Origin of the sequence: Roseobacter phycocola (assembly GCF_042055075.2) — a bacterium.
Classification (GTDB): Bacteria; Pseudomonadota; Alphaproteobacteria; order Rhodobacterales; family Rhodobacteraceae; genus Roseobacter.
The window spans coordinates 1,349,326-1,374,391 of record NZ_CP194010.1 but is presented as its reverse complement, the minus strand read 5'-3'; the positions used below and the strand labels follow the sequence as shown (position 1 = coordinate 1,374,391).

Sequence of the window (25,066 nt, the reverse complement as noted above, 5' to 3'; positions counted from 1 at the left end):
CGCTCAGCCCGCTTTCGCTTTGCGCTTTTTCTTTTCGGCGACAACCTTTTCAGCGAGATCGCGGGCGATGGCAAAAGCCCCTTTGATCTTGTCGTTGTCGGCTTTCCAGTCACGCCGGACAACAATCCTGTTGTCCTTTACCTTGGCCATGCCGCGCTGATCCTGAATGAACTCGACCAGCCCCTGGGGCGAGGCAAACTTGTCATTGTGGAACTGGATCGTGGCCCCACGCGGACCGCCATCCAGTTTGGCGATACCCGCGCGTTTGCACATGGCCTTGATCCGTACAACCAGCATCAGCGTGTTGACCTCGCGCGGCAGTTTGCCGAACCGGTCAATCAGCTCGGCGGCAAAACCTTCGAGTTCAACCTTGGTACTGAGACTGCTGAGACGTCGGTAAAGCCCCAGACGCACATCAAGATCAGGCACATAGTCTTCGGGGATCAGCACAGGCACCCCAAGGTTGATCTGCGGCGCCCACTGATCGTCTGCCTCGCTGAGGCCTTCCATCTCGCCCGCACGGATCTTGGCAATCGCCTCTTCCAGCATCGACTGATAGAGTTCAAATCCCACATCGCGCATCTGTCCGGACTGTTCCTCGCCCAGCAGATTGCCGGCGCCACGGATGTCCAGATCCTGACTGGCCAGCGTAAAACCGGCGCCCAGTGTGTCGAGGCTCGACAGCACACGGAGCCGTTTTTCCGCCGTGGGGGTCAGTTTCGCGCGCGGTTTCGTCGTCAGATAGGCATAGGCACGCGTTTTGGACCGGCCCACCCTGCCCCGGATCTGATAAAGCTGGGCCAGGCCAAACATATCCGCCCGGTGCACAATCATCGTATTGGCGGTGGGAATATCGAGACCGGATTCGACAATGGTGGTGGCCAGCAGGACGTCGAATTTGCCGTCATAAAAGGCGTTCATCCGGTCATCGAGTTCCCCGGCGGCCATCTGACCATGCGCAACAACGTAGGTCAGTTCGGGCAGCTGTTCTTTGAGGAATTCCTCAATTTCAGGCAGATCGGAAATGCGCGGCACAACATAGAAAGACTGACCGCCCCGGTAATGCTCGCGCAACAGCGCCTCACGCAGGGTGACACCGTCAAATTCGCTCACATAGGTGCGGATCGCCAGGCGGTCGACCGGCGGTGTGCCAATGATCGACAGATCCCGCACGCCGGTCAGGCTGAGCTGCAGCGTGCGCGGGATCGGCGTGGCGGTCAGGGTCAGCACGTGGATGTCCGTGCGCAGCTGTTTCAGACGCTCCTTGTGCGTGACCCCGAAATGCTGTTCTTCATCAATGACCAGCAGGCCCAGGTTTTGAAAACGAACGCCCTTCGCAAGCAACGCATGGGTGCCGATGACGATGTCGACGGTGCCGCGCGCCATGCCATCCCGGGTGGCATTGGCCTCTTTGGTGCTGACAAAGCGGCTGAGCTGGCGGACGTTGATCGGGAAACCGCGGAAGCGTTCGGCAAAGCTCTTGTAGTGCTGACGTGCCAGCAGTGTTGTGGGCGCGATCACCGCCACCTGAACACCGGACATGGCGGCCACAAAGGCTGCGCGCATCGCGACTTCGGTTTTCCCAAAGCCCACATCGCCACAGACCAGACGGTCCATCGGATTGCCGGAGGTCAGATCATCAATCACCTCGCCGATGGCGCGCAGCTGATCATCCGTTTCCTGATAAGGAAAACGCGCGCTGAAGGCGTCCCACATGCCCGGCGGCGGCTCCAGCACCGGCGCCTTGCGCAGCGCGCGTTCCGCGGCCACCCGGATCAGCTTGTCGGCGATCTCGCGGATGCGTTCCTTGAGGCGTGCCTTCTTCGCCTGCCAGGCACCACCGCCCAGCCGGTCCAGCAGCCCTTCTTCGTGCCCGTATCTGGACAACAGCTCGATATTCTCTACAGGCAGGTAAAGCTTTGCCTGCTCTGCATATTCCAGCAGGATGCATTCGTGCGCCGCGCCGGCGGCGGTCACAACCTCCAGCCCCTTGTAGCGACCGATGCCGTGATCCACGTGCACGATCAGATCGCCGGGGCTGAGGGACTGGGTTTCGGTCAGGAAGTTCTCGGCGCGGCGTTTTTTGCGGGTGCTGCGGATCAGTCGGTCCCCCAGCACGTCCTGTTCCGAAATCACCGTCAGGCCGGGCGCTTCAAACCCGTGCTCCAGCGCCCAGACGGCAAGATGCAGCCCGCGTTTGCCGATGCGCGTGGCGTCAGGTACGGGGATCGCTTCGGCCAGACCTTCGTCCTCGATCAGCCCGGTCAGGCGTTCACGCGCCCCTTCGGAATAGCTGGCGATCAAAACAGGACCTGTGTCCAGTTTTGCTTTAACATGCGCGGCCAGAGCACCGAAAAGGCTCAGAGATTCCTGCTGTCGCTCCGGCGCGAAGTTCCGTCCGATACGGGCACCGGCATCCGTCACCCCCGGACCGGTCGCCTGGGGCAAAGCGGCCAGCTGCAGGACACGCCGGTCAGAAACCGCAGCGTTCCAGGCGTCATCGTCCAGATACAGGCTCTCAGGTGGTGCCGGTTTATACACCGTATCCATTTTCGAGCGGTTGGCCATAGCGAGGCGGCGCGTTTCATACTGATCCGCGATGCTTTCCCAGCGTGCAAGACGCGTCGGGGTGACCTGATCATCCAGTGTGATGGCGGCGTCAGGCAGATAATCGAACACTGTCTCAAGCTGTTCATGAAAGAAGCCGAGCCAGTGCTCTGCGCCCTGGTGCTTGCGCCCCGCGCTGATCGCTTCATAGAGCGGATCATCCGTGCCCGCCGCACCGAATTCGATGCGGTAATTCTGCCGGAACCGGGTGATCGCAGCCTCATCCAGAATAACCTCGGACACGGGCGCCAGCTCAACGATATCCAGCTTTTCGGTTGTACGCTGACTTGCAGCATCAAACCGTCGCGCACCGTCCAGCACATCGCCGAAAAGATCGAGACGGACCGGCCCCAGATCACCCGGCGGGTAAATGTCGACGATGCCGCCCCGCACCGCGTAATCGCCAGGTTCGGTAACCGTGGGGCTTTGCACAAATCCCATGCGGACCAGAAAGGCGCGCAGGGCCTTTTCGTCAATCCGGTCGCCGACACGCGCCGTGAAGGCGGCATCCCGCAGCACATCGCGCGCGGGTATCTTCTGGCTGGCCGCATTCAGCGTGGTAAGCAGAACAAACCTGTCCGGCATCCCGTGCACCAGTGCCGCGAGCGTTGCCATCCGGCGGGCGGAAATATCGGCATTCGGCGACACCCGGTCATAGGGCAGACAATCCCAGCCCGGGAACACCATGACCGGAAGATCAGGGGCAAAAAACCGCAGGGCCGCCTGCATTGCCGCCAGCCGTTTGTCATCGCGTGCAATATGCATCACGGGACGGCCGCCACGCTCCAGTTCCTGCAGCAGGAACCGGGCGTCAAAGCCTTCGGGCACGCCCGAGACAGTTATATGCGAAGTGTCAGCCATGGGCTGCTTCAATTGGCCCATCGGGCGCTGGTGTCAACCGCCCAGAACGCCCGCAGAGAGGTTTTGGTACATTCCCCACAGCGCGGTGACAAAAATTGACACCACCCCGATCATCTGGACGTAGAGCCTGTGCCGCGTGAGCCGCCGGCACAAGAGCTCGCCGCTCGCATCTTCTGCCTGAATAAGGCGCGCCGTCGACAGCGAGATCAGCGCGATGACAGACATCGGCAGGCCGAGCAGAAACAGCGCCTGGGCGATTTCCAGCCCGTAAAAAAACCCAAGTCCACCCAGCATCGTCAGCAGAAAACACCCCAGTGTCAGCAGCCAGAGGCCGGAGACCCGCGCGATAAACAGCAGACGGTTGGTATTGATGCGGACGAGATCCTCAAGATCCTGTTCGGACTGCCCGCCGTGGCGGCGCGCGCGCTGCACCATGTCAAAGGGCACGCCCAGAACCCAGTGGCTGGCCGTGGACCACATCACGGCAAGTGCGATCCAGAACCAGAGGTTCGAGAAAGACCGCATGTCGATCAGCTCAAAAACGGAAGAATAGAAATCCAAGGGCGCGTGCTTTGGTTGCAGGTTTCGAGTGTCTTAGCTGCGCTTTGTGACGAATCCTAGCCTTGGCTTGGGTAAAAATACGTGCAAATCTCAGGTGTAACAGAAATTGGACACCTCCCACATGCGACCCACACAGGCTTCTTTTCCGGCGACCCGTCTGCGCCGGTCCCGCCAGTCACCTGCGCTGCGCGCTCTGACGCGTGAAAACACGCTGAGCGTGGATGATTTCATATGGCCGGTGTTTGTGCGGTCCGGCGACGGTATTGAGGAACCGGTGCCCTCGATGCCGGGCGTTTTCCGGCGCTCTGTCGACAGGATTGTTGAGGCGGCGCGCGAGGCGGCGGATCTGGGCATTCCGGCGATCTGCATTTTTCCCTACACGGGCATTGAGGAACGGACCGAGGATTGTGCCGGCGCCTGGGACCCTGAAAACCACGCAAACCGCGCCATCCGGGCGATCAAAAAGGCGGTGCCGGAAATTGCGGTGATGACCGACGTCGCACTGGATACCTACAATATCAACGGGCACGACGGCTTTGTCGAAGACGGCGAGATCGTCAATGACCGCACAGTTGAGGCGCTCGTGAAAATGACGCTCGCCCAGGCCGAGGCCGGTGCTGATATTATCGGCCCGTCAGATATGATGGACGGCCGTATCGGTGCGATGCGCAGTGCGCTGGAGGCCGCGGGCCATCAGCGGGTGATGATCCTGAGCTATTCGGCAAAGTACGCCTCGGCCTTTTACGGGCCTTTCCGTGACGCCGTGGGCGCATCCGGCGCGCTGACCGGTGACAAGAAAACCTATCAGATGGATCCCGGGAATTCCGACGAAGCGCTGCGGCTGATCGAACGCGATCTGCGCGAGGGAGCGGACATGGTCATGGTGAAACCCGGGCTGCCCTATCTCGATATCTGCCGGCGGGTGAAGGACACCTTTGGGGCGCCCACCTACGCCTATCAGGTGTCGGGTGAATTCTCGATGATCCAGGCGGCGGCAGAACATGGCTGGATCGATGGGGAAAAGGTCATGATGGAAAGCCTGATGGCCTTTAAACGCGCGGGCTGCGACGGCATCCTGACCTATTTCGCACCGGCCGCCGCCCGCCTGCTGGCCAAACAGCGATAAGCCGCGCAATCACGGCAGTTTGGGGTGACAGAGCCGCGCAATCGGCGTATGTTTGCGCATAAGCCGGGCAAACCGGCGTTCGGGCAACAGAATACAGGCAATCATATGAAACGTTCAGGAATTTCCCGGCGGGTATTCACCATAGGTGCATTCGCCGGTGTGGCCGTTACCGCAGCATGCGGCAACGGCATTGGCTCCCCCGGTGGCGCCCAGATCGACGCACGCGTGGATGCAACGCTGGAACAGATGTACCAGAGCTACCCCAACACCCGTAATCTTGCGGACAAGGCCAATGGTATCCTTGTGATGCCGCTGGTGACAGAGGCCGGATTCGGCTTTGGTGGCGCGTATGGTCAGGGTGCGCTGCGGGTCAACGGGATCACCGTTGATTATTATTCGACGACCAAGATCACCGGCGGTCTGCAGATCGGCGCGCAGCAATATGCGCATGTGCTTTTCTTTATGACCGAGGATGCGCTGGCGAACTTCCGGCGCTCTTCCGGCTGGGCGGCCGGCGGTGACATTGAATACGTTGTTTCCGATCAGGGAGACGGCGTGAGCGCCAATACCACGACGGCTCTGACACCAGTGATTGCTGCTGTGTTCGGGCGTGCTGGTCTGCGCGTCGGCGCGACACTGCAGGGCACCAAATACACGCGCATCATTCCCTGAGCGGCTTCCGGCGACAGTGTTTCAGCGGTTCAGGCCGCTTTGAGCGGATCCGCTGAAACCTGCGTTTCCTGAATAAACGCAACGCTCGCTTCAATCCTGAGAATGACGGCTGAAAGCTCGCTTTCGCATCTGTTCAGTTCTGCAATGGATTCGTCCAGCCCGTCCGCGTCCCTTGTCAGGCCGGCCCGTTCGATTTTGCACATAATGCGGGTCATTTCGAGGCCGGACATCACCCGGCGGATATCGCGGCAGCGATCAGCGAAATGCTTGCTGCGCCTGGCCAGATCCCTCAGCCCCGTTACCAGCACATCACCGGATGTACGTTTCAGTTTTTCGAGGCGGGCCTCCTCGGCCTTCTTGTCGACATCATCCGGCGTCACTTCATTGTCAAAGCCATCCAGAATATCCGACAGCAAACGCGTGGTCGATGTTACGAAGCAAACCTGACCAATGTGATCGGCGCTTTCCTGAGCCGTGCGGGAAAAACCTGTCACAGCCTCTTCGAGCGAGCGCATCATGTCCTGGTGATTACCCGAAATGACGCCGATGGGGCCGTCGCGCCCTTCCAGTTTTTGTGCCTGCAGTTTCATATTGTGCGGGATCTGCTTGGTCTCCTCAAAGATGCTGGCAACCGTTCGCGCGTTTTCTTCGATCTGAGCCACTGCTTCCAACATCTTTTCCAGTGATCCAAGTGACGCGTCCGGTCCCAGTCCCAGTGCCTTCTGTCGTGCCGCAATCTATTCGTTCAGAGCTGTAACCATAAAGTGCTGGTAAGATTTACTGCCATCTTTTTTCAGCGCGTCCAGCAAAGCATTCGCGCTTTCCTGCGGAGAAATATCGTCGTCGAGTTCTCTGCGCCGCAGATCGAGATACAGTTTGGAAATTCGGGTCAGCCTTGGTCCGAGGGGTTTCAGCCTGACGGAAAGATATCCGTCATCTGTCGGAACCATGACGGCAAAAACCCAGTAATGCGTTCCATCTTTGCTCAGGTTCTGGACATAACCTCCGACCGGTGTCGACCGTCCAAGGCACTCCCACAGAAGATGAAATACACCGCGCGGCATGTTCGGATGCCTGATGATTTTGTGGGGCGCTCCACGCAGTGCTTTCCATTCGTATACGCTGATGCGACAGAACGTTTCATTGGAAAACCTGATTACGCCGCGTTTGTCAGTCCGGGAAAAAACAATTCTTCTGCCTGGAAATCCTTAGACTCCATTGAATTCAGTATTTGGTTTTTGGAGTTCATGTTCTTCTGCTTCCGGGATCGTTTCGACCTCAAAAGTGGCTTCCAAATCTTTGCCGTTTGGTAAACCAGACCAGCTTTTCTTGGTTTTTGTGGTGCTGCCCCCACCCCTTGCCTAAAAAACAGAACGCAGCCGGGCTTCCTCGCCACTTTTTTGAGCTGGGGTTCCGGGGGCATTCTGCAGACTCGCAGGCCATACGGCACCGTAAACGAATTTTACGGTGCCGATTCTTTTCTGCATCCGAAAATCAGCGCGCCGCTCAGGAAGCCAATAACAGGCTCAACCGAGCGCCTGCAGCCGCTTGAACAGGCTGGAGGTATCCCAGCGGCCGCCGCCCATTTTCTGCACGTCTTTATAGAACTGGTCAACCAGTGCCGTGACCGGCAGGCTGGCTCCGGTCTCATCCGCTGTGCTCAGGCAGATACCAAGGTCCTTGCGCATCCAGTCGGTCGCAAAACCGTGGTCGAAATGATCGTCCAGCATCGTCTCATAACGGTTTGACATCTGCCAGCTCCCAGCGGCGCCCTGGCTGATCACCTCAACCACTGCACGACCGTCGAGGCCCGCTTTGTCCGCAAAATGCAGCGCTTCGCTCAGGCCCTGAACCAGACCGGCAATGGCAATCTGATTGCACATTTTGGTCATCTGACCTGCCCCGCTGTCTCCTATGCGGCGGCAGATTTTGGAATACACTTCCATCACCGGCAGCGCACGGTCATAGGCGGCTTCTTCACCACCACACATGATCGACAGGGCAGCGTTTTCCGCGCCAGCCTGACCGCCGGAAATCGGCGCGTCCACAAAACTGACCCCACTGTCGCCGGCTGCTGCAAAAAGTTCGCGGGTCACTTTGGCGGACACTGTGGTGTGGTCTACAAAAACCGTGCCACTCCCCATGCCTGCAAAGGCTCCGTCATCGCCCAGACAGACGCTGCGCAGGTCATCATCGTTGCCGACACAGGCCATGACGAATTCCGCGCCGTCCGCTGCCTCACGCGGGGTGAGCGCCATTGCGCCACCGTAGGTTTCCACCCATTTTTCCGCCCGCGCCGCGGTGCGGTTATAGACTGTGACCTCATGGCCTGCCTTCTGAAGATGTCCTGCCATCGGGCCGCCCATGACGCCCAGCCCCAGAAATGCCACCTTGGCCATATTTCAATCCCTCCCTTTGGGTGTTGCGTTACGCTGCTGTCCTACCTAACAGTCAGATGCGCCGGGTCAACAAACCGGCGGGATATTCACGGGGCAGCAGATGGCTCTGATCTTCAAATGGCTGATGCGTCTCGCGGGGGCGATGATTGCGCTGGTGGTTCTGGGTGTGTGCCTGGTGTACTACCTCGCGTCCCGGTCACTGCCGGAATACGACGCGGTGATCGAGGTACCCTACCTGAACGCGCCGGTCGAAATTGTACGCGACAACGCCAACGTGCCGCATATTTTCGGCACCACCGACGAGGATGTTTTTTACGCCCTTGGTTTTGCCCATGCGCAGGACCGTCTGTGGCAGATGACAATGATGCGGCGCACCGCACAGGGGCGGCTGTCTGAGATATTCGGCACCGCGACGCTCAATGTGGACAAACTGCTGCGCCGCCTGGATCTTTACACCCTCGCCACGGCATCGGTTGATGCCCAGGACGAACGCACGATGCGCATGTTGCGGGCCTATGCCACTGGCGTGAATGTCCGGCTGGATCAGGTAAACGCGCAGGCTCTGGGGCGCGGTGCACCGGAGATGTTCCTTTTCAACGCGCCGATGGCCCCCTGGCGGCCGGCGGATTCGCTTGCGATCATCAAACTGATGGGTCTGCAGCTGTCGGGACACCTTGATGCCGAAGTGCTGCGCGCCCGGATGTCACTTGCAGTACCGGATGCTGACCGGCTGGCTGACATCCTGCCTGACGCGCCCGGCACAGGCGTTGTGGCGCTGCCGGAATATTCAGCGCTTTTTCCCGAAGCGCCCCGGTTCGCAGAAAGCCTGCGCCATGATGATCACCCACTGTCGCCGTTCAAACGGCGGATGATGGCCGGTGCGTCAAACGCCTGGGCTGCGGATCCGACACGGTCGGCGGCCGGTGGTACGTTGCTGGCGAACGACCCGCATCTGGGCTTTACCGCGCCTGCAATCTGGTATCTGGCGCGCCTGGAACTGGAAAGCGGTGGCGTGATCGGTGGCACCATTCCTGGCATGCCGGTTGTTCTGACAGGCCGGAGCGCGGAGCTTGGCTGGGGACTTACATCTGCAGGGATGGACGATCAGGACGTCTATATCGAGGCGCTGAACCCGGATAACCCCGAGGAATACCGGACCCCTGACGGTTTCAAAACTTTTGAGACACGTTCTTCGATCATCAACATCAAAGATGAAACGCCTGTTACGATCACGCTGCGGTGGACCGACAACGGCCCTGTCCTGCCCGGCACGCATTACAATCTGGCGACCATCACACCTCCCGGCCATGTAGCATCGCTCGCCTGGACCGTTCTCAGCCCCAATGACACTTCAATGGCCGCAGCACTTGAGCTGATGCGCGCCAAATCCGTGAGCGAAGGCATTGATGCTGCCGAAAGCTTTGTGGCCCCGGCCCAGAACCTGATCCTCGCGGACCGCAAAGAAATTGCGATGAAAATGATCGGGGCCATGCCCCGGCGCGATGCGAACCATCAGAGCCAGGGTCGGATGCCCAGCCCGGGGTGGATTGCCGCCAACCGCTGGCAGGGCCGCCTGCCCTATGCCTCAAACCCGCGGGTCACAGCACCCAATGGCGGCATTCTGGGCAACACCAACAACAAGGTCGTGGACAGGCCGTTTCCAAACCACGTGTCCTTTGTCTGGGGCGACACCCAGCGTGTGCAACGCTGGCAGCGCCTGATGCAGGCACGCCAGGTCCACACGCGCGACAGCTTCATCGAGGCGCAGCTGGACAATGTGAGTTTCACCGCCAGGTCCCTGCTGCCGCTGATCGGAGCAGAACTGTGGTTCACCGGCGAGGCCGCACCCGAAGGCACACCGCTGCGCCAGCGCCAGCGTGCCCTGACCCTGCTGGCCAGCTGGTCCGGTGAAATGAACGAACACATGCCCGAGCCGCTGATCTACATGGCCTGGCTGCGCAGTCTGCAGGCCCGTATGGTGCAGGATGAACTGGGACCGCTGGCACAGGAACTGACCCATGTGGAGCCGCTCTTTATCGAGCGTGCCTTCCGGGATGTGAACGGCGCAGCCGTCTGGTGCGATGTGATCCAGTCCGCGCCGGAAGAAACCTGTGCGGACATGGCGCGGCTTGCGCTGGATGACGCGCTGATCTGGATCAGTGAAAACTGGGGACCGGCTCTGGAAACCCTGCGCTGGGGCGACGCGCATCAGGCGACCCATGACCATCAGGTGCTGGGAGGTGTGCCGGTGCTGCGCTTCTTTGTGAACATCCGCCAGTCCACAAACGGTGGTGACAATACCCTGCAGCGCGGTCTGACGCGTGGCGGAAACGGGCCGGACCCGTTCCACAACGTGCATGGGGCCGCCTACCGTGGTGTCTACGACTTTGCCGATCCCGACAGTTCCGTATTTATTACCTCCACCGGCCAGTCCGGGCATTTTCTGTCGCGGCACTACGATGACATGGCGCAGCTGTGGCGGCGGGGCGAATACATACCGATGTCGCTTGACGAGGACCTGGCCCGCGCCGCTTCGGTCGGTGTCACCATTCTGCGCCCGCAGGAATAGATGGCCCGCGTTATCCTGTTTCACAAACCCTTTGGTGTCCTGTCCCAGTTCACGGACAAAGGCACCGAAGGCTCACCGCGCCCCACCCTGTCGGGTTTTATCGACGTGCCAGGATTTTATCCCGCCGGCCGGCTGGACCGGGACAGCGAAGGCCTGATGGTCCTGACCGACAATGGCCGTCTGCAGGCGCGGATCGCCAGCCCGAAGCACAAGATGCCCAAAACATACCTTGTGCAGGTGGAGGGCGCCCCGGATGCGGATGCTGTGACACAGTTGGCGCGAGGGGTCACGCTGAAGGACGGGCCGACACGCGCCGCTGAGGTCACACAGATTACTGAGCCTGATCCGCTCTGGCCCCGTGATCCGCCCGTGCGGTTCCGCAAAACGGTGCCCGATCACTGGCTGCGCATCACGATCACCGAAGGGCGCAACCGGCAGGTAAGACGCATGACCGCCCATGTGGGCCTGCCCTGTCTGCGGCTGATCCGGGTACAGGTTGGCGCCTGGCAGCTGAACAGCCTGGCACCGGGGGCCTGGCGGTATGCGGATGCAGACGGGCCCTGAAGCGTCGTACGCAAAACTTAAGCACTTAGCGCTGCCTGAAACCCAGGACTTCAGCGCGTTAAACAATACTGTATTTCGTCAGACGCTTTAAAGCCGCGCGAACTGATCCTGCTGCGCCCTCGTCCAGCGCACAGTGATATCGAAACCTGTCTCGTTCTGCTCTTCGCGTTCCACAATGTCCTGCTGGAAAAGCCAGGCCCGTTTCTTGCCATCCGCAAAGCCCAGCGACAGGGTTTCTGTCTGGCGTGCGCCTTCCAGACGCGTCGTGACGGCCTCAAGCAGCGGATCAATGCCTTCCCCCGTCAGGGCGGACAGGGCAAACACATTTTCGTCCCGTGCCGCGCGGGCGCGCATGGCTTCCGCCTCGCTCTCCGGCAGCAGATCCAGTTTGTTCCAGATCTCAAAGGTCGGCCGGTCGTCCTCGACACCAAGGGAGGCCATGATGGTCCGCACATCCACTGCCTGCTCTTCGGTCTCCGGATGCGAGATATCCCGGACGTGACAGATCACATCTGCAGCCAGCACCTCTTCGAGTGTCGCCCGGAACGCGGCCACCAGTTCGGTGGGCAGATCGGAAATAAATCCAACCGTGTCCGACAGGATCACCTCCGGTCCCTCGGGCAGCTGCAGCCGCCGCATGGTCGGGTCGAGTGTGGCAAAGAGCATATCCTTTGCCATGACCTCGGCCCCTGTTAGCCGGTTAAAGAGAGTCGATTTCCCCGCATTGGTGTAGCCGACAAGTGCTACAATCGGGTACGGCACCTTGGCGCGGGCGGCCCGGTGCAGTGCGCGGGTCTTTACCACCTTGTCGAGCTGGCGGCGCAGCCGCACAAGCTGTTCGTCGATGGCACGCCTGTCCGCCTCGATCTGCGTCTCCCCCGGGCCACCCACAAACCCGAGACCACCCCGCTGGCGTTCAAGGTGGGTCCAGGCCCGCACCAGCCGCGTGCGCTGATAGCTGAGCGCTGCCATCTCGACCTGCAGCACACCTTCACGGGTCGCGGCGCGATCGCTGAAAATCTCCAGGATCAGGCCCGTCCGGTCGAGCAGTTTGACGCCCCAGGCTTTTTCGAGGTTTCGCTGCTGCACAGGGCTGACGGGGCCGTCCACCAGCACAAGGTCAATCTCTGCCGCTTCAAAGCAGGCCTTGAGTTCGTCGATCTTGCCGGACCCGAAGAGCATGCCAGCCCGAACGGTTTTGAGCGGCACGATATCGGCACCGATCACTTCGAGCTCCGGGAGCGCACGCGCGAGCGATACCGCCTCCTCAAGAGCGTACTCCGGCATACGGCGCTCAGCATCCGAACGGATGTCAGGATGCAGCACCCAGGCGCGGGTCACCTTTGGACCAGCGGTATTGTCGATCTGAAATGTGGGACGGCTCAAGAAGCGTCTTCGCCCTCATAAAGGCTGATCGGCTGGCTTGGCATGATTGTCGAAATGGCGTGTTTATACACCAGCTGAGACTGGCCATCGCGACGCAGCAATACACAGAAATTATCAAACCAGGTGATCACACCCTGCAGTTTTACCCCGTTGATCAGAAAGATCGTAACGGGCACTTTGGTTTTTCGCACGTGATTCAGGAACGCATCCTGAAGATTCTGTCTGTCCGACGCCATTCTGGTATTCGCCTTTTTTCTTGCCGGGGACCGCGGACCGGACCCTCTCCCTCCGGGCAGAGTATGAAGGGGACAGCGCCGAGATTCCACCCCAAAAAACAGTCCGTTACGGACCTATTCCCGCGGGCAGGTCAGCCGCGCCAGAGATCAGGCGTCAAAAGCGCAATAATGGCAAGGGTTTCCAGCCGGCCAAGGACCATTGCCGCGCAGAAAACCGCCTTAGCGCCGCCGCTGAGTTCAACCAGAGCGATAGGGTCTTCGGCGGCAAATGAGATGAGCGGCCCGGTGGTCGACAATCCCGCCACGGCCAGCACCATCGCATCCTCAAAGTCGACCCCCAGCAGGGCGAGCAGCATCGTGATTGCGGCCAGCGTAAGCGCAAAAAGCATGAAGAAAATCCATGCAATGAAGGCGCCGTTCCGCTGAATTCGGCGGCTTTCCCGGCCTGCGCGGCTCACAGAGGATGGATGCACAAGCTTTTCCAGTTCCCGCCGCCCGTTCAGATAGAGTGCGAAGACCCGTAGCAGTTTGACACCACCGGCAGTGGTCGCGACCCCGCCCCCGATGAGCGCGAGCCCCATCAGGATCAGGCCGGGTGTCTGCAGGCCGGACCAGGCCTGGGCCTCTGACCAGCCCGCGCTGGCAAAACCGGTGGTTGTCAGGAAGGACATCACAGTGAAGAGCGCTCCCCAGAATGCGCGGATCGCCGCCTGCAGCTCTTCACCCGTCTCGAAATCCAGCGCCCCGATCCAGTGACGCAGGAAAATGACAAGGGGCACGCCGAGGACAATCGCCAGCCCAAGCCTGAATTCCGGATCCGTGCTCAGACCGCCCTGCGTCGCCGTAATGGTGTCAGACGAAAACGTCAGACGCGACAGCGCAAACAGCATAAAGAGCAGCATCAGGATCTCGCCGGTGAAACCGGACCCGTTATCGCCGACGCCGCCCACCGCCGAAATACCCGAGGTCGCCATGACCGACATTGCATGTGTGAGCGCCACGAGCGGCCGGTCGCCGCTCACAAAAAGAAGTATCCACAGCAGCAGCGTCAGCCCGACATAGATGGGCACCAGGGTTGAGACCACACGCAACAGGCGGTCCCGTGGATTTGTGCGGCCGTAAATGGTGCTCTGGCTTTCCCGTTGCCCGGGTTCAGCCTGGGCCGTCACTTCAAAACCGCCGAGGTTCAGCGGGGCCAGAATGGCCGATGCGGCGATCCACATGGTAATCCCGCCCATCCAGCCGACCTGCGCCCGCCAAAGGTGCAGCGTATCGTTCAGCCGCGCGGGCCGGTCAAAAAGCGTGGCACCAGTAGTTGTGACGGCACTGACCATCTCGACATAGGCATTGATAAAAGTGGTGGTCCCCAGCCCCTCAAAGAAGGGAACCGCCAGAAAAACCGGCAGGAACACAAAGGTTGAAAAGAGTGACAAAAGCGTTCCCAGCGTACCATGGCGCGGTTTGCGCCCGGCGTGGGCTGTGGCGACCATGCCGAAGATGATCAGCCCCAGAAGACTGCTGTAGAAAAACGCACGTGCGGTTGCCAGTTCGCGGATCGCACCACCATGCAGCGCCGGCACCAGCATAGAGACAGAGGCCACCCCAAAGATCAGCAGAAAGAGCGGCATCTGCAGCAGCTGTTCCAGTGCTGATCTGCGCCCGGGGCTTTGTCGTGCGCGGGCCATGGATCAGAAGAAGTCGATAGAGACCTGCATCAGACGTTCCACTTCCGGCACGTCTTCTGTCAGGGCAAAAATAGCAATCACGTCACCTTCGCTGATACGGGTGCTGCCCACCGGCCGGATCACTTCGTCCCCTTTGCGCAGAGCACCGACCAGCACGCCTTCGGGGAAATCAATTTCCGAGATTTTCCGACCCGCAAGAGGCGAGGTTGACAGCACTTCGGCTTCGATCACCTCGGCCTCGGCGTCGCCGATGGAATAGACGGCACGCACGCGGCCATGCCGGATATGTCGCAGGATCGACGACACAGTTGTCGCACGCGGGTTGATATAGGCGTTGATCCCCAGTGGCCCCATCAGCGGCACCAGCGTCGGGTCATTGATCAGCGCGATCACATAAGCACAGCCTTCGGCCTTGGCGCGCACACAGGCCAGCATGTTGGTTTTATCGTCGTCGGTCACCGCCAGCATTGCATCCGCACGCGCAATGCCTGCTTCGGCCAGCAGCCCGGAATCGAGCCCGTCCCCGTTCAGCACGATCGTGCGTTCCAGCGCTTCGGCGGCACGTTCCGCACAATGGCGGCTCTTTTCGATGACTTTGGTGCGCACCCGCGCAACGCGCTTTTCCAGTGCGCGCGCAACCGTCAGCCCGACATTGCCGCCACCCACCAGTACCACGCGCTCCTGCTTGGATTGCTTTTTGCCAAAGATCTCCATCGCGCGCGGGATATCGTCGACATGGGTAAAGATGTAGCATTCGTCGCCCGCAAAAAGCTGATCCTTCGCCTCAGGTGCAAAAAGCGTGCCCTCGCGCCGGACACCGACGACAACAGCGCGCAGTGTCGAAAAAAGATCCGTCAGCTGACGCAGAGAGGTGTTCAGCACCGGACAGCTTTCATCGAGGCTGATGCCAAGCAGGTGAGCCTTGCCCTCCATAAAGACTTCGGTGTCAAAGGCCGCGGGTGCAGAGAGCCGCTGCAATGCTGCTGCTGCCACTTCCTTTTCGGGGCTGATCACCACGTCAATCGGCATGTGATCGCGGCGGTAAAGATCGGAATAGATGGCATCCAGATAGGACTGGCTGCGCAGGCGCGCGATTTTCCGGTTAATCCCGAAAACCGAATGCGCCACCTGGCAGGTCACCATATTGACCTCGTCCGAATGGGTCGCCGCGATGATCATCTCCGCATCCCGCGCCCCTGCCCTGTCCAGCACGTCGGGATAACTGGCAAACCCCGCAATGCCCTGAACATCAAGGGAATCCGTTGCCCGGCGCACGAGATCTGGGTTGTTGTCGACCACGGTGACGTCATTGCGTTCACCGGACAGATGCCGCGCGATCTGCCAGCCAACCTGGCCGGCACCGCAGATGATGACCTTCATGCTTTGCGTCCTTCAGAGCATTTCCGGACCTTCTGAATGGCAGATGGCTCTGAGGCGGTCAATTCAATTGTCCCGCCTGCCCGGGCCATGCAATATACGGGTATGAAACAGTTTCTGCCTGCCCTGCGGTTCCTGACATGCCTGTCGCTGGTGGCCTCCTGTGCCCCGGTGACCATGTACTATGACGCCGGCGCCGAGGTTTCGCGGCTGGAAAGCGACCTTCTGAGCTGTCAGGTCAGCGCAGCACAGAACGTTCCGGTGTCCAACCAGGTGCGCCGCGAACCGCCGCAATACTACCCGGCCCGACGCATCTGCCACCATGACGGGTCCTGTTATACCCGCGGCGGGTTCTTTGAGCCTGGGGCGGTTTACACCGTGGATGTCAACGCAGGGCTGCGTGCACGCGTCACCGACCAGTGCATGACCGCGCGCGGGTACAACCAGGTCAGCATCCCGCGCTGTCCGGCAGATGTGACGCGTAATGCGATACCTGCCGTGACCCGCGTGCTGCCGCCACTCACCGCCGACAGCTGTATTTCGCGGAACAAAGACAAAACCTGGCAGATTCTGAACTCCCCGGGCTGATTTTGTCGCTTTTGCGCTGGCACCGGGGGATACGGCTTTCTACTCATTGCGCATGAGTGTTTCGATTCCCCGTATTTCGCCCGATCTGCAGCCCGCCAAATCGCTGGTCCGCAGTCTTTATGCCGATATGGCCGGTGCAGACGCTGCCGGTATGGCAGAGGTGCTGTCGCGCTACATGAGCACGGATTGCCACTGGTACGGCATGCATCCGTTCCACGAGCAGACCGGCCCCTCAGCGATCGCTCAGACCTTCTGGCAGCCCTTTCTGAGCGCTTTCAGCAGCGTGCAGCGGCGCGAGGACATCTTTTTCGCCGGTCTGAATGAAATTGACGGGTTTCAGGGCCAGTGGACCTGTTCGATGGGCCATCTGATGGGGCTCTTTGATGCGGCGTTTCTGGGCATCCCGCCCACCCGCAAAATCGCCATGCTGCGCTATGCGGAGTTTCACAAGGTGCGGGACGGCCAGATCGTGGAATCGGCGCTTTTTGTCGATCTGATCCACCTTATGCTGCAGGCAGGGCTGAACCCCCTGCGTACCGAGCAGACGGGTGCGCATCTGATCCAGCCCGGACCCCTGACGCATGACGGTTTGCAGTTCACGGCCGGTGACCCGGAGGCATCAGAAATTACCCTTGCGCGGATCAACAATATGATCGGCAGTATTGATGAGGCCAATGCATCCGCAGACCCGCTGCATCCGCGGGACGAACTGGCCATTGACTGGAACACGGACATGCTGTGGTGGGGGCCCGCGGGCATCGGCGCGACCTATACGATCGACCGGTATATCGAACAGCACCAGGGCCCGTTCCGCACCCACATCAGTGACCGCGCCTTTAACGGGCACCTGTGCCGGATGGCCGAAGGGAACTATGGCGGCTTCTTTGGATGGCCGAACCTGACGCTGACCAACAGCGGGACATTTATGGGGTTCCCGGCCTCAGACGCACGCGCGGATATGCGTGTGGTCGACATTTACCGGCGGGACGGAGACCGCCTGGCGGAGAACTGGATTTTCATCGATATCCTGCATTTCCTCAAAATGCAGGGACATGACATCCTGGCCGAAATCGGCGCCTGACCGGATCAGTCCGCCGTTTCGGGTTCCTCGTCCAGCTGTGCCACGCGTGCACCGGATTTTGCTGAGGTCACAACGCCCAGAGACTTGAGTTTGCGGTGCAGCGCGGAGCGTTCCATGCCGACAAAGTTAGCGGTGCGGGAAATATTGCCACCAAACCGGTTGATCTGCGTCAGCAGATATTCACGCTCAAAGGCTTCGCGCGCTTCGCGCAGTGCCAGAGTGGCCAGTGCTCCGGACAGAACAACCCGGTTCTGATCACCGCCGCCCTCTTCATTGCCCGGCAGTTCCCGCGCCTCGATCTCACCGTTACCGTCACCCAGTATCAGCACGCGTTCGATCAGGTTTTTCAGTTGCCGGACATTTCCGGGCCAGACCATCGTCTGCATCAACGCCTCGGCATCATCGGTAAGCTCCCGAAACGGCAGACCCTGCGATGTGTTCATCTCGGCGATAAAATGACGCGCGAGCTCAGGAATGTCCTCGCGCCGCTCTTCGAGAGCTGGCACCCGGATCGGCACCACGTTCAGCCTGTGGTATAGCTCCTCGCGGAACGTTCCTGCCGCAATGGCTTCCTCAAGATCCCGGTTCGTCGAAGAAATCACCCGCAGGTCCACCCGCACCTTGTCATTGCCACCAACCCGCTGGAACTGCTGATCCACGAGCACGCGCAGGATTTTCGACTGGGTACCGATCGGCATATCGGCGACCTCATCGAAATAGATGATCCCGCCATGGGCCTCTTCGAGCAGACCCGGTTCCACACCGCGCTCCGGTGTTTCCCGCCCGAACAGCACCTCTTCCATCCGGTCGGGTGCGACGCCGGCACAGTTGACGGTCACAAACGGACCATCCGCGCGGTTGGAATTGGCGTGAATATACCGGGCCGCAACCTCTTTGCCGCTGCCCGCAGGTCCGGTCAGCATCACGCGTCCGTTCGATTTGGTCACCTTGTCGAGGTTACTCACGAGCGTACGGAACGCCGGTGAACTGCCGATCATCTCAGAGCGCGTATCGTCACGACGGCGCAGGCTCTGGTTTTCGCGCCGCAACCGGGAGGTCTCCATGGCGCGCCGGATCACGACCAGCAACTGGTCAATGTTGAAAGGCTTTTCGATAAAGTCGTAAGCGCCCTGCTTGATCGCAGCCACGGCAATTTCGATGTTGCCATGGCCGGAAATGATCACCACCGGCACATCCGGATTGTCGCGGCGCACGGCCTTGAGGATATCAATACCATCCATCCGGCTGTCCTTCAGCCAGATATCCAGAATGATCAGCGCGGGTGGCTCGCCATTGATGGCAGCCATCGCGTCGTCCGAATTCCCAGCCAGCCGCGTCGCGAACCCCTCGTCCTTCAGGATGTCAGAGATCAGCTCGCGGATGTCGCGTTCGTCATCAACAATCAGAATATCACTCATTGGTTTCGGTTCCTTCCTGAGTCGTTTCTTTTTGCGGTGCATCAGTTGTCAGGCAGGGCAGTGTTATTACCGCCATTGCACCGGAATGGGTTTGCCCGCCGAACACAGGCGCATCTTCGAGCACGAGGCTGCCGCCGTGCTCCTCAATAATCTTTTTGACGATCGGCAGTCCCAGGCCCGTGCCTTCGCTGCGGGTCGTCACATAGGGTTCGAACAGCCGGGCCCGGTCCTCGGGCAGGCCGATCCCGTTATCGGCGACGGTCACGCGGGCACGGCCGGCCAGCAGCGCCATCTCGACCCGGATCTGTGGTTCATGACCTTCCGGTGTGCCTTTTTCCTTCAGGCTATCAATGGCTTCCCCGGCGTTCTTGATCAGGTTTGTCAGCGCCTGGCTGATCATTGTGCCGTCCAGCTCCGCCTCAACTTTATCGTCAGGCAGCGACGCAGTAATACGCACATCCGGCTGGCCTGTCTGCTGCAGCAGAACCGCGTCGTGGACCAGTTGTTTCAGATCAAGCGGCTTACGGTCGGGTTCGGGCATACGGGCAAATTTGGAGAACTCGTCCACAATTCTGCGCAGATCGCCGGTCTGCCGCACGATCACACCGGTCATCTGTTCGAGTGCCTCGCTGTCTTCGCCCACGCGGGAGGCAAACTTGCGTTTGATACGTTCTGCAGACAGCTGAATGGGCGTAAGCGGGTTTTTGATCTCATGCGCAATGCGGCGGGCCACATCGCCCCAGGCCGCCATCCGCTGGGCGCTGACCAGATCGGTGACGTCATCAAACGCCACAACGTATCCTTCGAGCCTGCCGTCTTCGCTGCGCCGGGTGGCCATCCGGACAAGAAGGTTTTCGCGCCGCCCCTGACGGCTGACCTTGACCTCGCCCTGTGCCACCTCCTCCGGCGCTTTCTTGAGGGTTTCGAACAGAGGGCCGAACTCCGGCACGGCAACCGAAAGAGCAACAGTCTGACGGTCACCGTTCCAGTCCAGCAACCGTTCGGCACTGCGGTTCACAAATGTAATCCGGCCATCAGGGTCCAGACCGACCACACCGGACGTCACAGAGCTCAGAACAGAATCAAACAGCCTGCGGCGGCGCTCGATCTGCTGGGTATTGTCCATCAGCGTCTCGCGCTGCACCTTCAGCTGACGGGTCATCTGGTTGAAATAGCGACCCAGCATGGCAATCTCGTCGTCGCCGACTTCTTCGCGCACCTGAACGTCCAGGTCCCCTGCACCAACCTGCTGCGCCGCGCCGGTCAGCCGGCCCACAGGACCGGACAGTCGCTCCGCGAACCACAGCCCCAGCCAGACCGCCGCCAGGATCAGGATGAGCGCAAAGGCAAGATAGAGAAGCCCGAAGTCAAAAAGCAGCCGTCCGCGATCATTTTCCAGTTGCTGATAAAGACGCACCGTTTCCTGGGTTTCATCTATGAGCGAAAGGATTTCGCCATCAACGTCGCGGCTCACATACAGATATCGGTCGGTAAAGGCAGTCAGCATAACCAGCGCGCGGAACTCGTTGTTTGGCCAGTCCTCGATGATCACAACTTCATTCTGCTGGGCGTCACGGATATGCGCGGCCGTCGGTTCTTCGTAGTTGAAGAGGTATGACCGCTCACCACGGGCACGCAATTCGCGTGTCCCGTCGATCATATAGGCCTCGCGAAGGCCCCGCTGGATCTGCCGCTGACCTTCGCTCAGCAGATCGCTGTCCGAAATCAGAATTCCGGCTCTGCGCGCCTCATCAATGGATTCGGCCAGTGCCAGGGCATCTTCTGCCAGGTCCTCGCGCTGTTCGTCCTCATAGGCCTGTGCCGCAGCCAGAGAATTGCCGACAACCTCGCGTACACGGTCGGAAAACCACCCCTCAAGGCCAACATTCACCGTCAGACCTGAAAAGATGGCGACCGTGACAGTCGGAATAAGAGCGAGAGAGGCGAAAACGCCGGTCAGGCGCAGGTGCAGCCGCGACCCCGCTGATTTGGCCCGCCGCGCCGCGATCAGCCGCCCGACCTGCGCCAGCACAAGCGCCGCAACCACAAGTATATAAACGAGATCTGCCAGCAGAATCAGCCGCAGGCTCAGCGTTGTGCTGGCCTCGCCCAGAGGGCCCAGAATGAGATAGGTGGCCAGCGCCAGAACGGGGCCCAGCACAACAAGACCCAGCGTGGCCACATTGCGCACACGCCTTAAGCGGCGCAGACGCCCCAACCGCAGTCGCAGTGACTTTTCCACACGGGATGCCACCCGATATCCTCACCTATGATGTGGCGCACCTGGCACCAGACCGCTCTATTTTGTGGTCTCCACGAGAAGTGTCCCCCATGTGCCACGGTTTGTGTTGCGGTTTTACATCAATTTACGGCGGCGTGTCACCTCAATATCGAGATCAGTGATTTTTTTCCGCAGCGTATTCCGGTTGATCCCCAGCAGATCGGCGCATTTGGCCTGATTTCCGCCCGTCGCCTCGAGGGCAATTTCGATCAAAGGTGCCTCCACCTCGCGCAGAATACGGGAATAAAGGCCTGCTGGCGGCAGCATATTACCGTGCAGGTCGAAGTAACGCCGCAGGTGGCGCTCTACCGATGCACCCAGTTTTTCGGTATTGCCCGCGGCCCGCATGGGTTCGAGGTCTGGCTGTGCGCCGAGCACCTGCTCCACCTCTGACGCTGTGATCTCAGCCGCGCGGCTGGTAAGACCCAGCCGGCGGATCGCGTTCTCCAGCTGGCGTACGTTGCCCGGCCAGGAATAGTTGCGGAAAATCTCAGCCGCTGCCTCAGACAGACTGCGTGCGGCGGCCCCGGCGGCCTCTGCACGGGCCAGAAAGTGCTCTGCCAGCAGCGGAATATCATCTACCCGCTCCCGCAACGCCGGCACCATCAACGTCGCGCCGCTGAGCCTGTAATAAAGGTCCTTGCGCATTTCGCCCTTTTCCATCGCAGCGTTCAGATCGCTTTGGCTGGTCGCCAGAAACCGCGGGGCATATTCACCGGGCGTGTCCATCATCCGGACCACGCGCGCCTGAAGCTCTTCGGACAGGTCGCCGATTTCGTCGATCAGCAGCGTGCCCCCCTTGACCCGCGCCAGCAGCCGGGCCGGTCCTTCGAGCTCCTGCAGATCCGCGCCTGTTGCGGTGACGAACGGCAGGCTGCGCCGGTCGGAAAAATCGTGAATAGCCCGCGCGATCAGGGATTTGCCCGTGCCGGATTCGCCCCAGACCAGCACCGGCAGATCGGTATTCATCACGCGTGCCACTATGCGGTAAAGCGCCTGCATAACTGCCGTGCGACCCACCAGCGGCAGATCATCCGGGCGCTCATTGCCGGGTGCCGGCGCGCGTTTCGACTGCTGACGGGTCTCAAGCGCACGCGCGGTGCGCTTCATCAGATCGGGCAGATCGAACGGTTTCGGCAGGTAATCATAGGCCTCTGCCTCGGCGGCCTGGATCGCCGTCATGATCGTGTTCTGTGCCGAAATCACAATGACCGGCAGACCCGGGCGGTCCTCACTGATTTTAGGCAGCATTTCCAACCCGTTACCGTCCGGCATCATGACATCAGAGATAACCACGTCGCCCTTGCCCTCGCTGACCCAGCGCATCAGCGTTGTCAGGCTCGAGGTCGCATGCACCCGGCAGCCAGCGCGGGTCAGGGCCTGGGTCAGAACTGTGCGGATCGTGCGGTCGTCATCGGCAACCAGGACGGTACCATCCATCTGTTATTCCTCTCTGAGTGACATTTGTGCGGCGTCGCGGGGCGCGCGCGCCAGTGAAATTCTGAAAACGGTACGACCGGGAACGGAGGTCACGGAAATCCAGCCGCCATGATCGGAGATGATCTTGCTGACCAGCGCGAGCCCCAGACCGGTGCCGTTTTCGCGGCCCGAGACAAAAGGTTCAAAAACATCGCCCTTGATCGCCTCGGGCAGGCCCGGGCCATCATCAATGATCTCGATCTGCAATGGCAGCGACTGGCCGGTCCCGTCGGAACGACGCAGCCGGAAAGAATGCTCGAAATAACTGTGCAGCCGGATCGTACCAGGTTTGCCACGCGAGGCTTCCGAGGCGTTACGGATCAGGTTGAGAACAACCTGCAGCAGCTGGTCGGGATCCCCCCAGGACATCGGCAGAGACGGGTCATAGTCCTCGACAATCTTCATATGCGCGCCAAAACCCAGCAGCGCCGAACGCCGCGCGCGGTCCAGGACATCATGGATATTGACGGGCTGGAAGTCCGGGCTCGACAGGTTACCAAACTGTTCAACCTGCCCCAGCAGCTTCACGATCCGCCGGCTTTCCTCGACGATCAGATCCGTCAGCTCCAGATCTTCGGCGCCCAGGTTCATGCTCAGCAGCTGTGCGGCCCCGGTGATGCCCGCCAGCGGGTTTTTGATTTCATGGGCCAGCATTTCAGCCATGCCGATGGCCGATTTGGCAGCTGATTTGACCGAATGATTCTGCGTCATGCGTCCCGCCAGTTCACGGGGCGAGATCATCAGGATCATATGCCCCTCACTGCCGGTCAGTGGCGCCACCTGAAGGTCGGACTGCATCGGAGCACGTTCGCCGCTGCCCACATCCACATCATTGACGAACAAAGGCGTCCCGCTGTCGCGCGAGCGTTCAAACGCGGCCTCCAGCGGATCATTGACCGCGATCTGATCCCAGACAGGCACACCGCGCACGGACCGGGCTGAGACATTCAGAAACCCTTCGGCGGCCGAGTTGATGTCCACAATCCGGTCATCCGGCCCGATGATCAGGGTCGGCACAGGCAGGCTGGCCCAGATATTCTTGTCGGAGTTCATGCCGCGACTCCACAGGGTGCGTCACAGGCCTCGGCCAGTAATCTGTCTGTTGCAGCGGGCGTATCAGCGGTCAGCACAGCACGCCGCAGCTCGTCGGGTGTGCTGCAGGTGTCCATGTACCAGCCAAGATGTTTGCGCGCGACGCGCAGACCAAGCGTTTCACCGTAAAACCGGATCATGTTTTCGTAGTGCGTCTGCACCATGTCGCTCAGCGCCCGTCCGGACGGAATTTCGGGTGCCTCTGTGCCCCAGAGCCGGTGTGCAACATCCGCAAGCAGCCAGGGGCGCCCCCGCGCGCCCCGTCCGATCATGATCCCGTCCGCGCCGGACAGGGCAAGCGCCTGCTTTGCACTATCGGCATCCACAATGTCGCCATTTGCGATCACGGGAATGGACACCGCATCCCGCACGCGCCGGATCGCAGCCCAGTCTGCAGATCCTTTGTAGAACTGGCACCGCGTCCGGCCATGGATCGTGATCATCGTAATGCCAGCGCTCTCCGCGCGCTGCGCGATGTCCGGCGCATTGAGCATGTTGTCATCCCAACCCAACCGCGTTTTCAGCGTAACGGGGATTTTCACTGCGCGCACAACAGCCTCGATGAGCGTGAGCGCATGATCGGGCGTGCGCATCAGGGCGGATCCGGAGTAGCCCTGCGTCACCTTTTTGGCGGGGCAACCCATATTGATGTCGATAACCGCCGCACCCTGCCCTTCGACCATACGCGCAGCTTCGGCCATCGGCGCAGCCTCGCGCCCGGCAAGCTGAACCGCGGTCCCGGTATGGCCCAGCCCGAGTTCGGCCTTTTCGCGGCTGCCGGGGCGTGCATTCAGCATATCGTGGCTCGCGACCATCTCGGAGACCACCAGCCCGGCGCCGAAACCTGCAACAAGATCCCGGAACGGCAGGTCGGTGATTCCGGCCATCGGGGCCAGAAGAACCGGTGGGGTCATATCGAAGGGCGGCGCAGCAGCCATAAATGCCTAATCCTTGTGCAACTGGCTCTGATCTATCAATTTCGCAGCATTTTCTCAATATTAGCCGTCCGACTGAATACCATCACAACGGTGTTTGCCTGTTTTTTAGGCAGCACATCAGATGATTGCCAGACGCCGGTCAAAGC

Annotated in this window: 20 protein-coding genes; 6 read left to right on the top strand and 14 right to left on the bottom strand. The window is 60.4% G+C overall.

Features of this window, described 5'->3' with window-relative positions; genetic code table 11:
• Window positions 1-3: 3 nt before the first annotated feature.
• A complete protein-coding gene (gene mfd / locus AB4K19_RS06805; RefSeq protein WP_375227683.1) occupies window positions 4-3,468 on the bottom strand; it encodes a transcription-repair coupling factor in 3,465 nt (1,154 codons plus the stop codon).
• A 33-nt stretch (window positions 3,469-3,501) separates the two neighbouring features.
• Window positions 3,502-4,029, bottom strand: a complete 528-nt coding sequence (locus AB4K19_RS06800) for a component of SufBCD complex (RefSeq protein ID WP_375227682.1) — start codon at window positions 4,027-4,029, stop codon at window positions 3,502-3,504.
• 121 nt (window positions 4,030-4,150) lie between these two features.
• Between AB4K19_RS06800 and hemB the strand changes: the two genes are divergently transcribed.
• Window positions 4,151-5,155 (top strand): porphobilinogen synthase, encoded by a 1,005-nt coding sequence (gene hemB / locus AB4K19_RS06795; protein ID WP_436399358.1) that lies wholly within the window; start codon window positions 4,151-4,153, stop codon window positions 5,153-5,155.
• Between the two features lie 105 nt (window positions 5,156-5,260).
• Window positions 5,261-5,827, top strand: coding sequence for a YSC84-related protein (locus AB4K19_RS06790; protein ID WP_375227680.1), 567 nt, complete (start codon window positions 5,261-5,263; stop codon window positions 5,825-5,827).
• Between the two features lie 29 nt (window positions 5,828-5,856).
• Here AB4K19_RS06790 and AB4K19_RS06785 read toward each other — a convergent pair whose 3' ends face one another.
• The 3 genes from AB4K19_RS06785 to AB4K19_RS06775 all read right to left on the bottom strand — a co-directional run bounded on the left by AB4K19_RS06785 (window position 5,857) and on the right by AB4K19_RS06775 (window position 8,226).
• Window positions 5,857-6,501: a hypothetical protein gene (locus AB4K19_RS06785; RefSeq protein ID WP_375227679.1), complete on the bottom strand. Its 645-nt coding sequence runs from the start codon at window positions 6,499-6,501 to the stop codon at window positions 5,857-5,859.
• 63 nt (window positions 6,502-6,564) lie between these two features.
• Complete coding sequence (locus tag AB4K19_RS06780) at window positions 6,565-6,930, bottom strand: PAS domain-containing protein (RefSeq protein WP_436399533.1); 366 nt, start codon at window positions 6,928-6,930, stop codon at window positions 6,565-6,567.
• Between the two features lie 423 nt (window positions 6,931-7,353).
• Window positions 7,354-8,226, bottom strand: coding sequence for an NAD(P)-dependent oxidoreductase (locus AB4K19_RS06775; RefSeq protein ID WP_375227678.1), 873 nt, complete (start codon window positions 8,224-8,226; stop codon window positions 7,354-7,356).
• 100 nt (window positions 8,227-8,326) lie between these two features.
• Between AB4K19_RS06775 and AB4K19_RS06770 the strand changes: the two genes are divergently transcribed.
• A complete protein-coding gene (locus AB4K19_RS06770; protein ID WP_436399357.1) occupies window positions 8,327-10,795 on the top strand; it encodes a penicillin acylase family protein in 2,469 nt (822 codons plus the stop codon).
• The gene (locus AB4K19_RS06765) at window positions 10,796-11,359 is read left to right on the top strand and encodes a pseudouridine synthase (RefSeq protein WP_436399356.1); all 564 of its coding nucleotides are present in this window, start codon (window positions 10,796-10,798) and stop codon (window positions 11,357-11,359) included. It abuts the gene before it with no gap.
• Window positions 11,360-11,446: 87 nt separating this feature from the next.
• On the opposite strand, the gene hflX is transcribed toward AB4K19_RS06765, so the two are convergent.
• The 4 genes from hflX to trkA form a co-directional block, all read right to left on the bottom strand.
• Window positions 11,447-12,646: a GTPase HflX gene (gene hflX, locus AB4K19_RS06760; RefSeq protein WP_436399532.1), complete on the bottom strand. Its 1,200-nt coding sequence runs from the start codon at window positions 12,644-12,646 to the stop codon at window positions 11,447-11,449.
• 95 nt (window positions 12,647-12,741) lie between these two features.
• Complete coding sequence (gene hfq, locus AB4K19_RS06755) at window positions 12,742-12,981, bottom strand: RNA chaperone Hfq (protein WP_007119530.1); 240 nt, start codon at window positions 12,979-12,981, stop codon at window positions 12,742-12,744.
• A gap of 131 nt (window positions 12,982-13,112) precedes the next feature.
• The gene (locus AB4K19_RS06750) at window positions 13,113-14,666 is read right to left on the bottom strand and encodes a TrkH family potassium uptake protein (RefSeq protein ID WP_436399355.1); all 1,554 of its coding nucleotides are present in this window, start codon (window positions 14,664-14,666) and stop codon (window positions 13,113-13,115) included.
• Window positions 14,667-14,669: 3 nt separating this feature from the next.
• Window positions 14,670-16,046 (bottom strand): Trk system potassium transporter TrkA, encoded by a 1,377-nt coding sequence (trkA, locus tag AB4K19_RS06745; protein WP_375227676.1) that lies wholly within the window; start codon window positions 16,044-16,046, stop codon window positions 14,670-14,672.
• A gap of 36 nt (window positions 16,047-16,082) precedes the next feature.
• On the opposite strand from trkA, the gene AB4K19_RS06740 reads away from it, so the two are divergent.
• On the top strand, window positions 16,083-16,631 hold the full coding sequence (locus AB4K19_RS06740; protein WP_375227675.1) for a hypothetical protein: 549 nt from the start codon (window positions 16,083-16,085) through the stop codon (window positions 16,629-16,631).
• A 52-nt stretch (window positions 16,632-16,683) separates the two neighbouring features.
• A complete protein-coding gene (locus tag AB4K19_RS06735; RefSeq protein ID WP_436399354.1) occupies window positions 16,684-17,712 on the top strand; it encodes an ester cyclase in 1,029 nt (342 codons plus the stop codon).
• Window positions 17,713-17,717: 5 nt separating this feature from the next.
• Here AB4K19_RS06735 and ntrX read toward each other — a convergent pair whose 3' ends face one another.
• The 5 genes from ntrX to dusB all read right to left on the bottom strand — a co-directional run bounded on the left by ntrX (window position 17,718) and on the right by dusB (window position 24,920).
• Window positions 17,718-19,130, bottom strand: coding sequence for a nitrogen assimilation response regulator NtrX (gene ntrX, locus AB4K19_RS06730; RefSeq protein WP_375227672.1), 1,413 nt, complete (start codon window positions 19,128-19,130; stop codon window positions 17,718-17,720).
• Window positions 19,123-21,384 carry an ATP-binding protein gene (locus AB4K19_RS06725; protein WP_436399353.1) on the bottom strand — a complete coding sequence of 754 codons (2,262 nt, stop codon included), beginning with the start codon at window positions 21,382-21,384 and terminating at the stop codon, window positions 19,123-19,125. The genes ntrX and AB4K19_RS06725 overlap by 8 nt, the downstream gene beginning before the upstream one ends.
• Window positions 21,385-21,486: 102 nt before the next feature.
• Window positions 21,487-22,851 (bottom strand): response regulator, encoded by a 1,365-nt coding sequence (locus AB4K19_RS06720; RefSeq protein ID WP_375227671.1) that lies wholly within the window; start codon window positions 22,849-22,851, stop codon window positions 21,487-21,489.
• Window positions 22,852-22,854: 3 nt separating this feature from the next.
• Complete coding sequence (locus tag AB4K19_RS06715; protein ID WP_436399352.1) at window positions 22,855-23,943, bottom strand: two-component system sensor histidine kinase NtrB; 1,089 nt, start codon at window positions 23,941-23,943, stop codon at window positions 22,855-22,857.
• Entirely contained in the window at window positions 23,940-24,920 is a 981-nt protein-coding gene (gene dusB / locus AB4K19_RS06710; protein WP_436399351.1) for a tRNA dihydrouridine synthase DusB, read from the bottom strand. The genes AB4K19_RS06715 and dusB overlap by 4 nt, the downstream gene beginning before the upstream one ends.
• Between the last annotated feature and the right edge of the window lie 146 nt (window positions 24,921-25,066).

What these genes read in the sequence shown, in the direction of transcription:
- mfd (WP_375227683.1), bottom strand. Translation starts at nt 3,468, where the DNA reads ATGGCTGACACTTCGCATATAACTGTCTCGGGCGTGCCCGAAGGCTTT.
- hemB (WP_436399358.1), top strand. Translation starts at nt 4,151, where the DNA reads ATGCGACCCACACAGGCTTCTTTTCCGGCGACCCGTCTGCGCCGGTCC.
- AB4K19_RS06790 (WP_375227680.1), top strand. Translation starts at nt 5,261, where the DNA reads ATGAAACGTTCAGGAATTTCCCGGCGGGTATTCACCATAGGTGCATTC.
- AB4K19_RS06785 (WP_375227679.1), bottom strand. Translation starts at nt 6,501, where the DNA reads ATGTTGGAAGCAGTGGCTCAGATCGAAGAAAACGCGCGAACGGTTGCC.
- AB4K19_RS06775 (WP_375227678.1), bottom strand. Translation starts at nt 8,226, where the DNA reads ATGGCCAAGGTGGCATTTCTGGGGCTGGGCGTCATGGGCGGCCCGATG.
- AB4K19_RS06770 (WP_436399357.1), top strand. Translation starts at nt 8,327, where the DNA reads ATGGCTCTGATCTTCAAATGGCTGATGCGTCTCGCGGGGGCGATGATT.
- AB4K19_RS06765 (WP_436399356.1), top strand. Translation starts at nt 10,796, where the DNA reads ATGGCCCGCGTTATCCTGTTTCACAAACCCTTTGGTGTCCTGTCCCAG.
- hflX (WP_436399532.1), bottom strand. Translation starts at nt 12,646, where the DNA reads ATGCCGGAGTACGCTCTTGAGGAGGCGGTATCGCTCGCGCGTGCGCTC.
- hfq (WP_007119530.1), bottom strand. Translation starts at nt 12,981, where the DNA reads ATGGCGTCGGACAGACAGAATCTTCAGGATGCGTTCCTGAATCACGTG.
- AB4K19_RS06750 (WP_436399355.1), bottom strand. Translation starts at nt 14,666, where the DNA reads ATGGCCCGCGCACGACAAAGCCCCGGGCGCAGATCAGCACTGGAACAG.
- trkA (WP_375227676.1), bottom strand. Translation starts at nt 16,046, where the DNA reads ATGAAGGTCATCATCTGCGGTGCCGGCCAGGTTGGCTGGCAGATCGCG.
- AB4K19_RS06740 (WP_375227675.1), top strand. Translation starts at nt 16,083, where the DNA reads ATGGCAGATGGCTCTGAGGCGGTCAATTCAATTGTCCCGCCTGCCCGG.
- AB4K19_RS06735 (WP_436399354.1), top strand. Translation starts at nt 16,684, where the DNA reads ATGAGTGTTTCGATTCCCCGTATTTCGCCCGATCTGCAGCCCGCCAAA.
- ntrX (WP_375227672.1), bottom strand. Translation starts at nt 19,130, where the DNA reads ATGAGTGATATTCTGATTGTTGATGACGAACGCGACATCCGCGAGCTG.
- AB4K19_RS06720 (WP_375227671.1), bottom strand. Translation starts at nt 22,851, where the DNA reads ATGGATGGTACCGTCCTGGTTGCCGATGACGACCGCACGATCCGCACA.
- AB4K19_RS06715 (WP_436399352.1), bottom strand. Translation starts at nt 23,943, where the DNA reads ATGAACTCCGACAAGAATATCTGGGCCAGCCTGCCTGTGCCGACCCTG.
- dusB (WP_436399351.1), bottom strand. Translation starts at nt 24,920, where the DNA reads ATGGCTGCTGCGCCGCCCTTCGATATGACCCCACCGGTTCTTCTGGCC.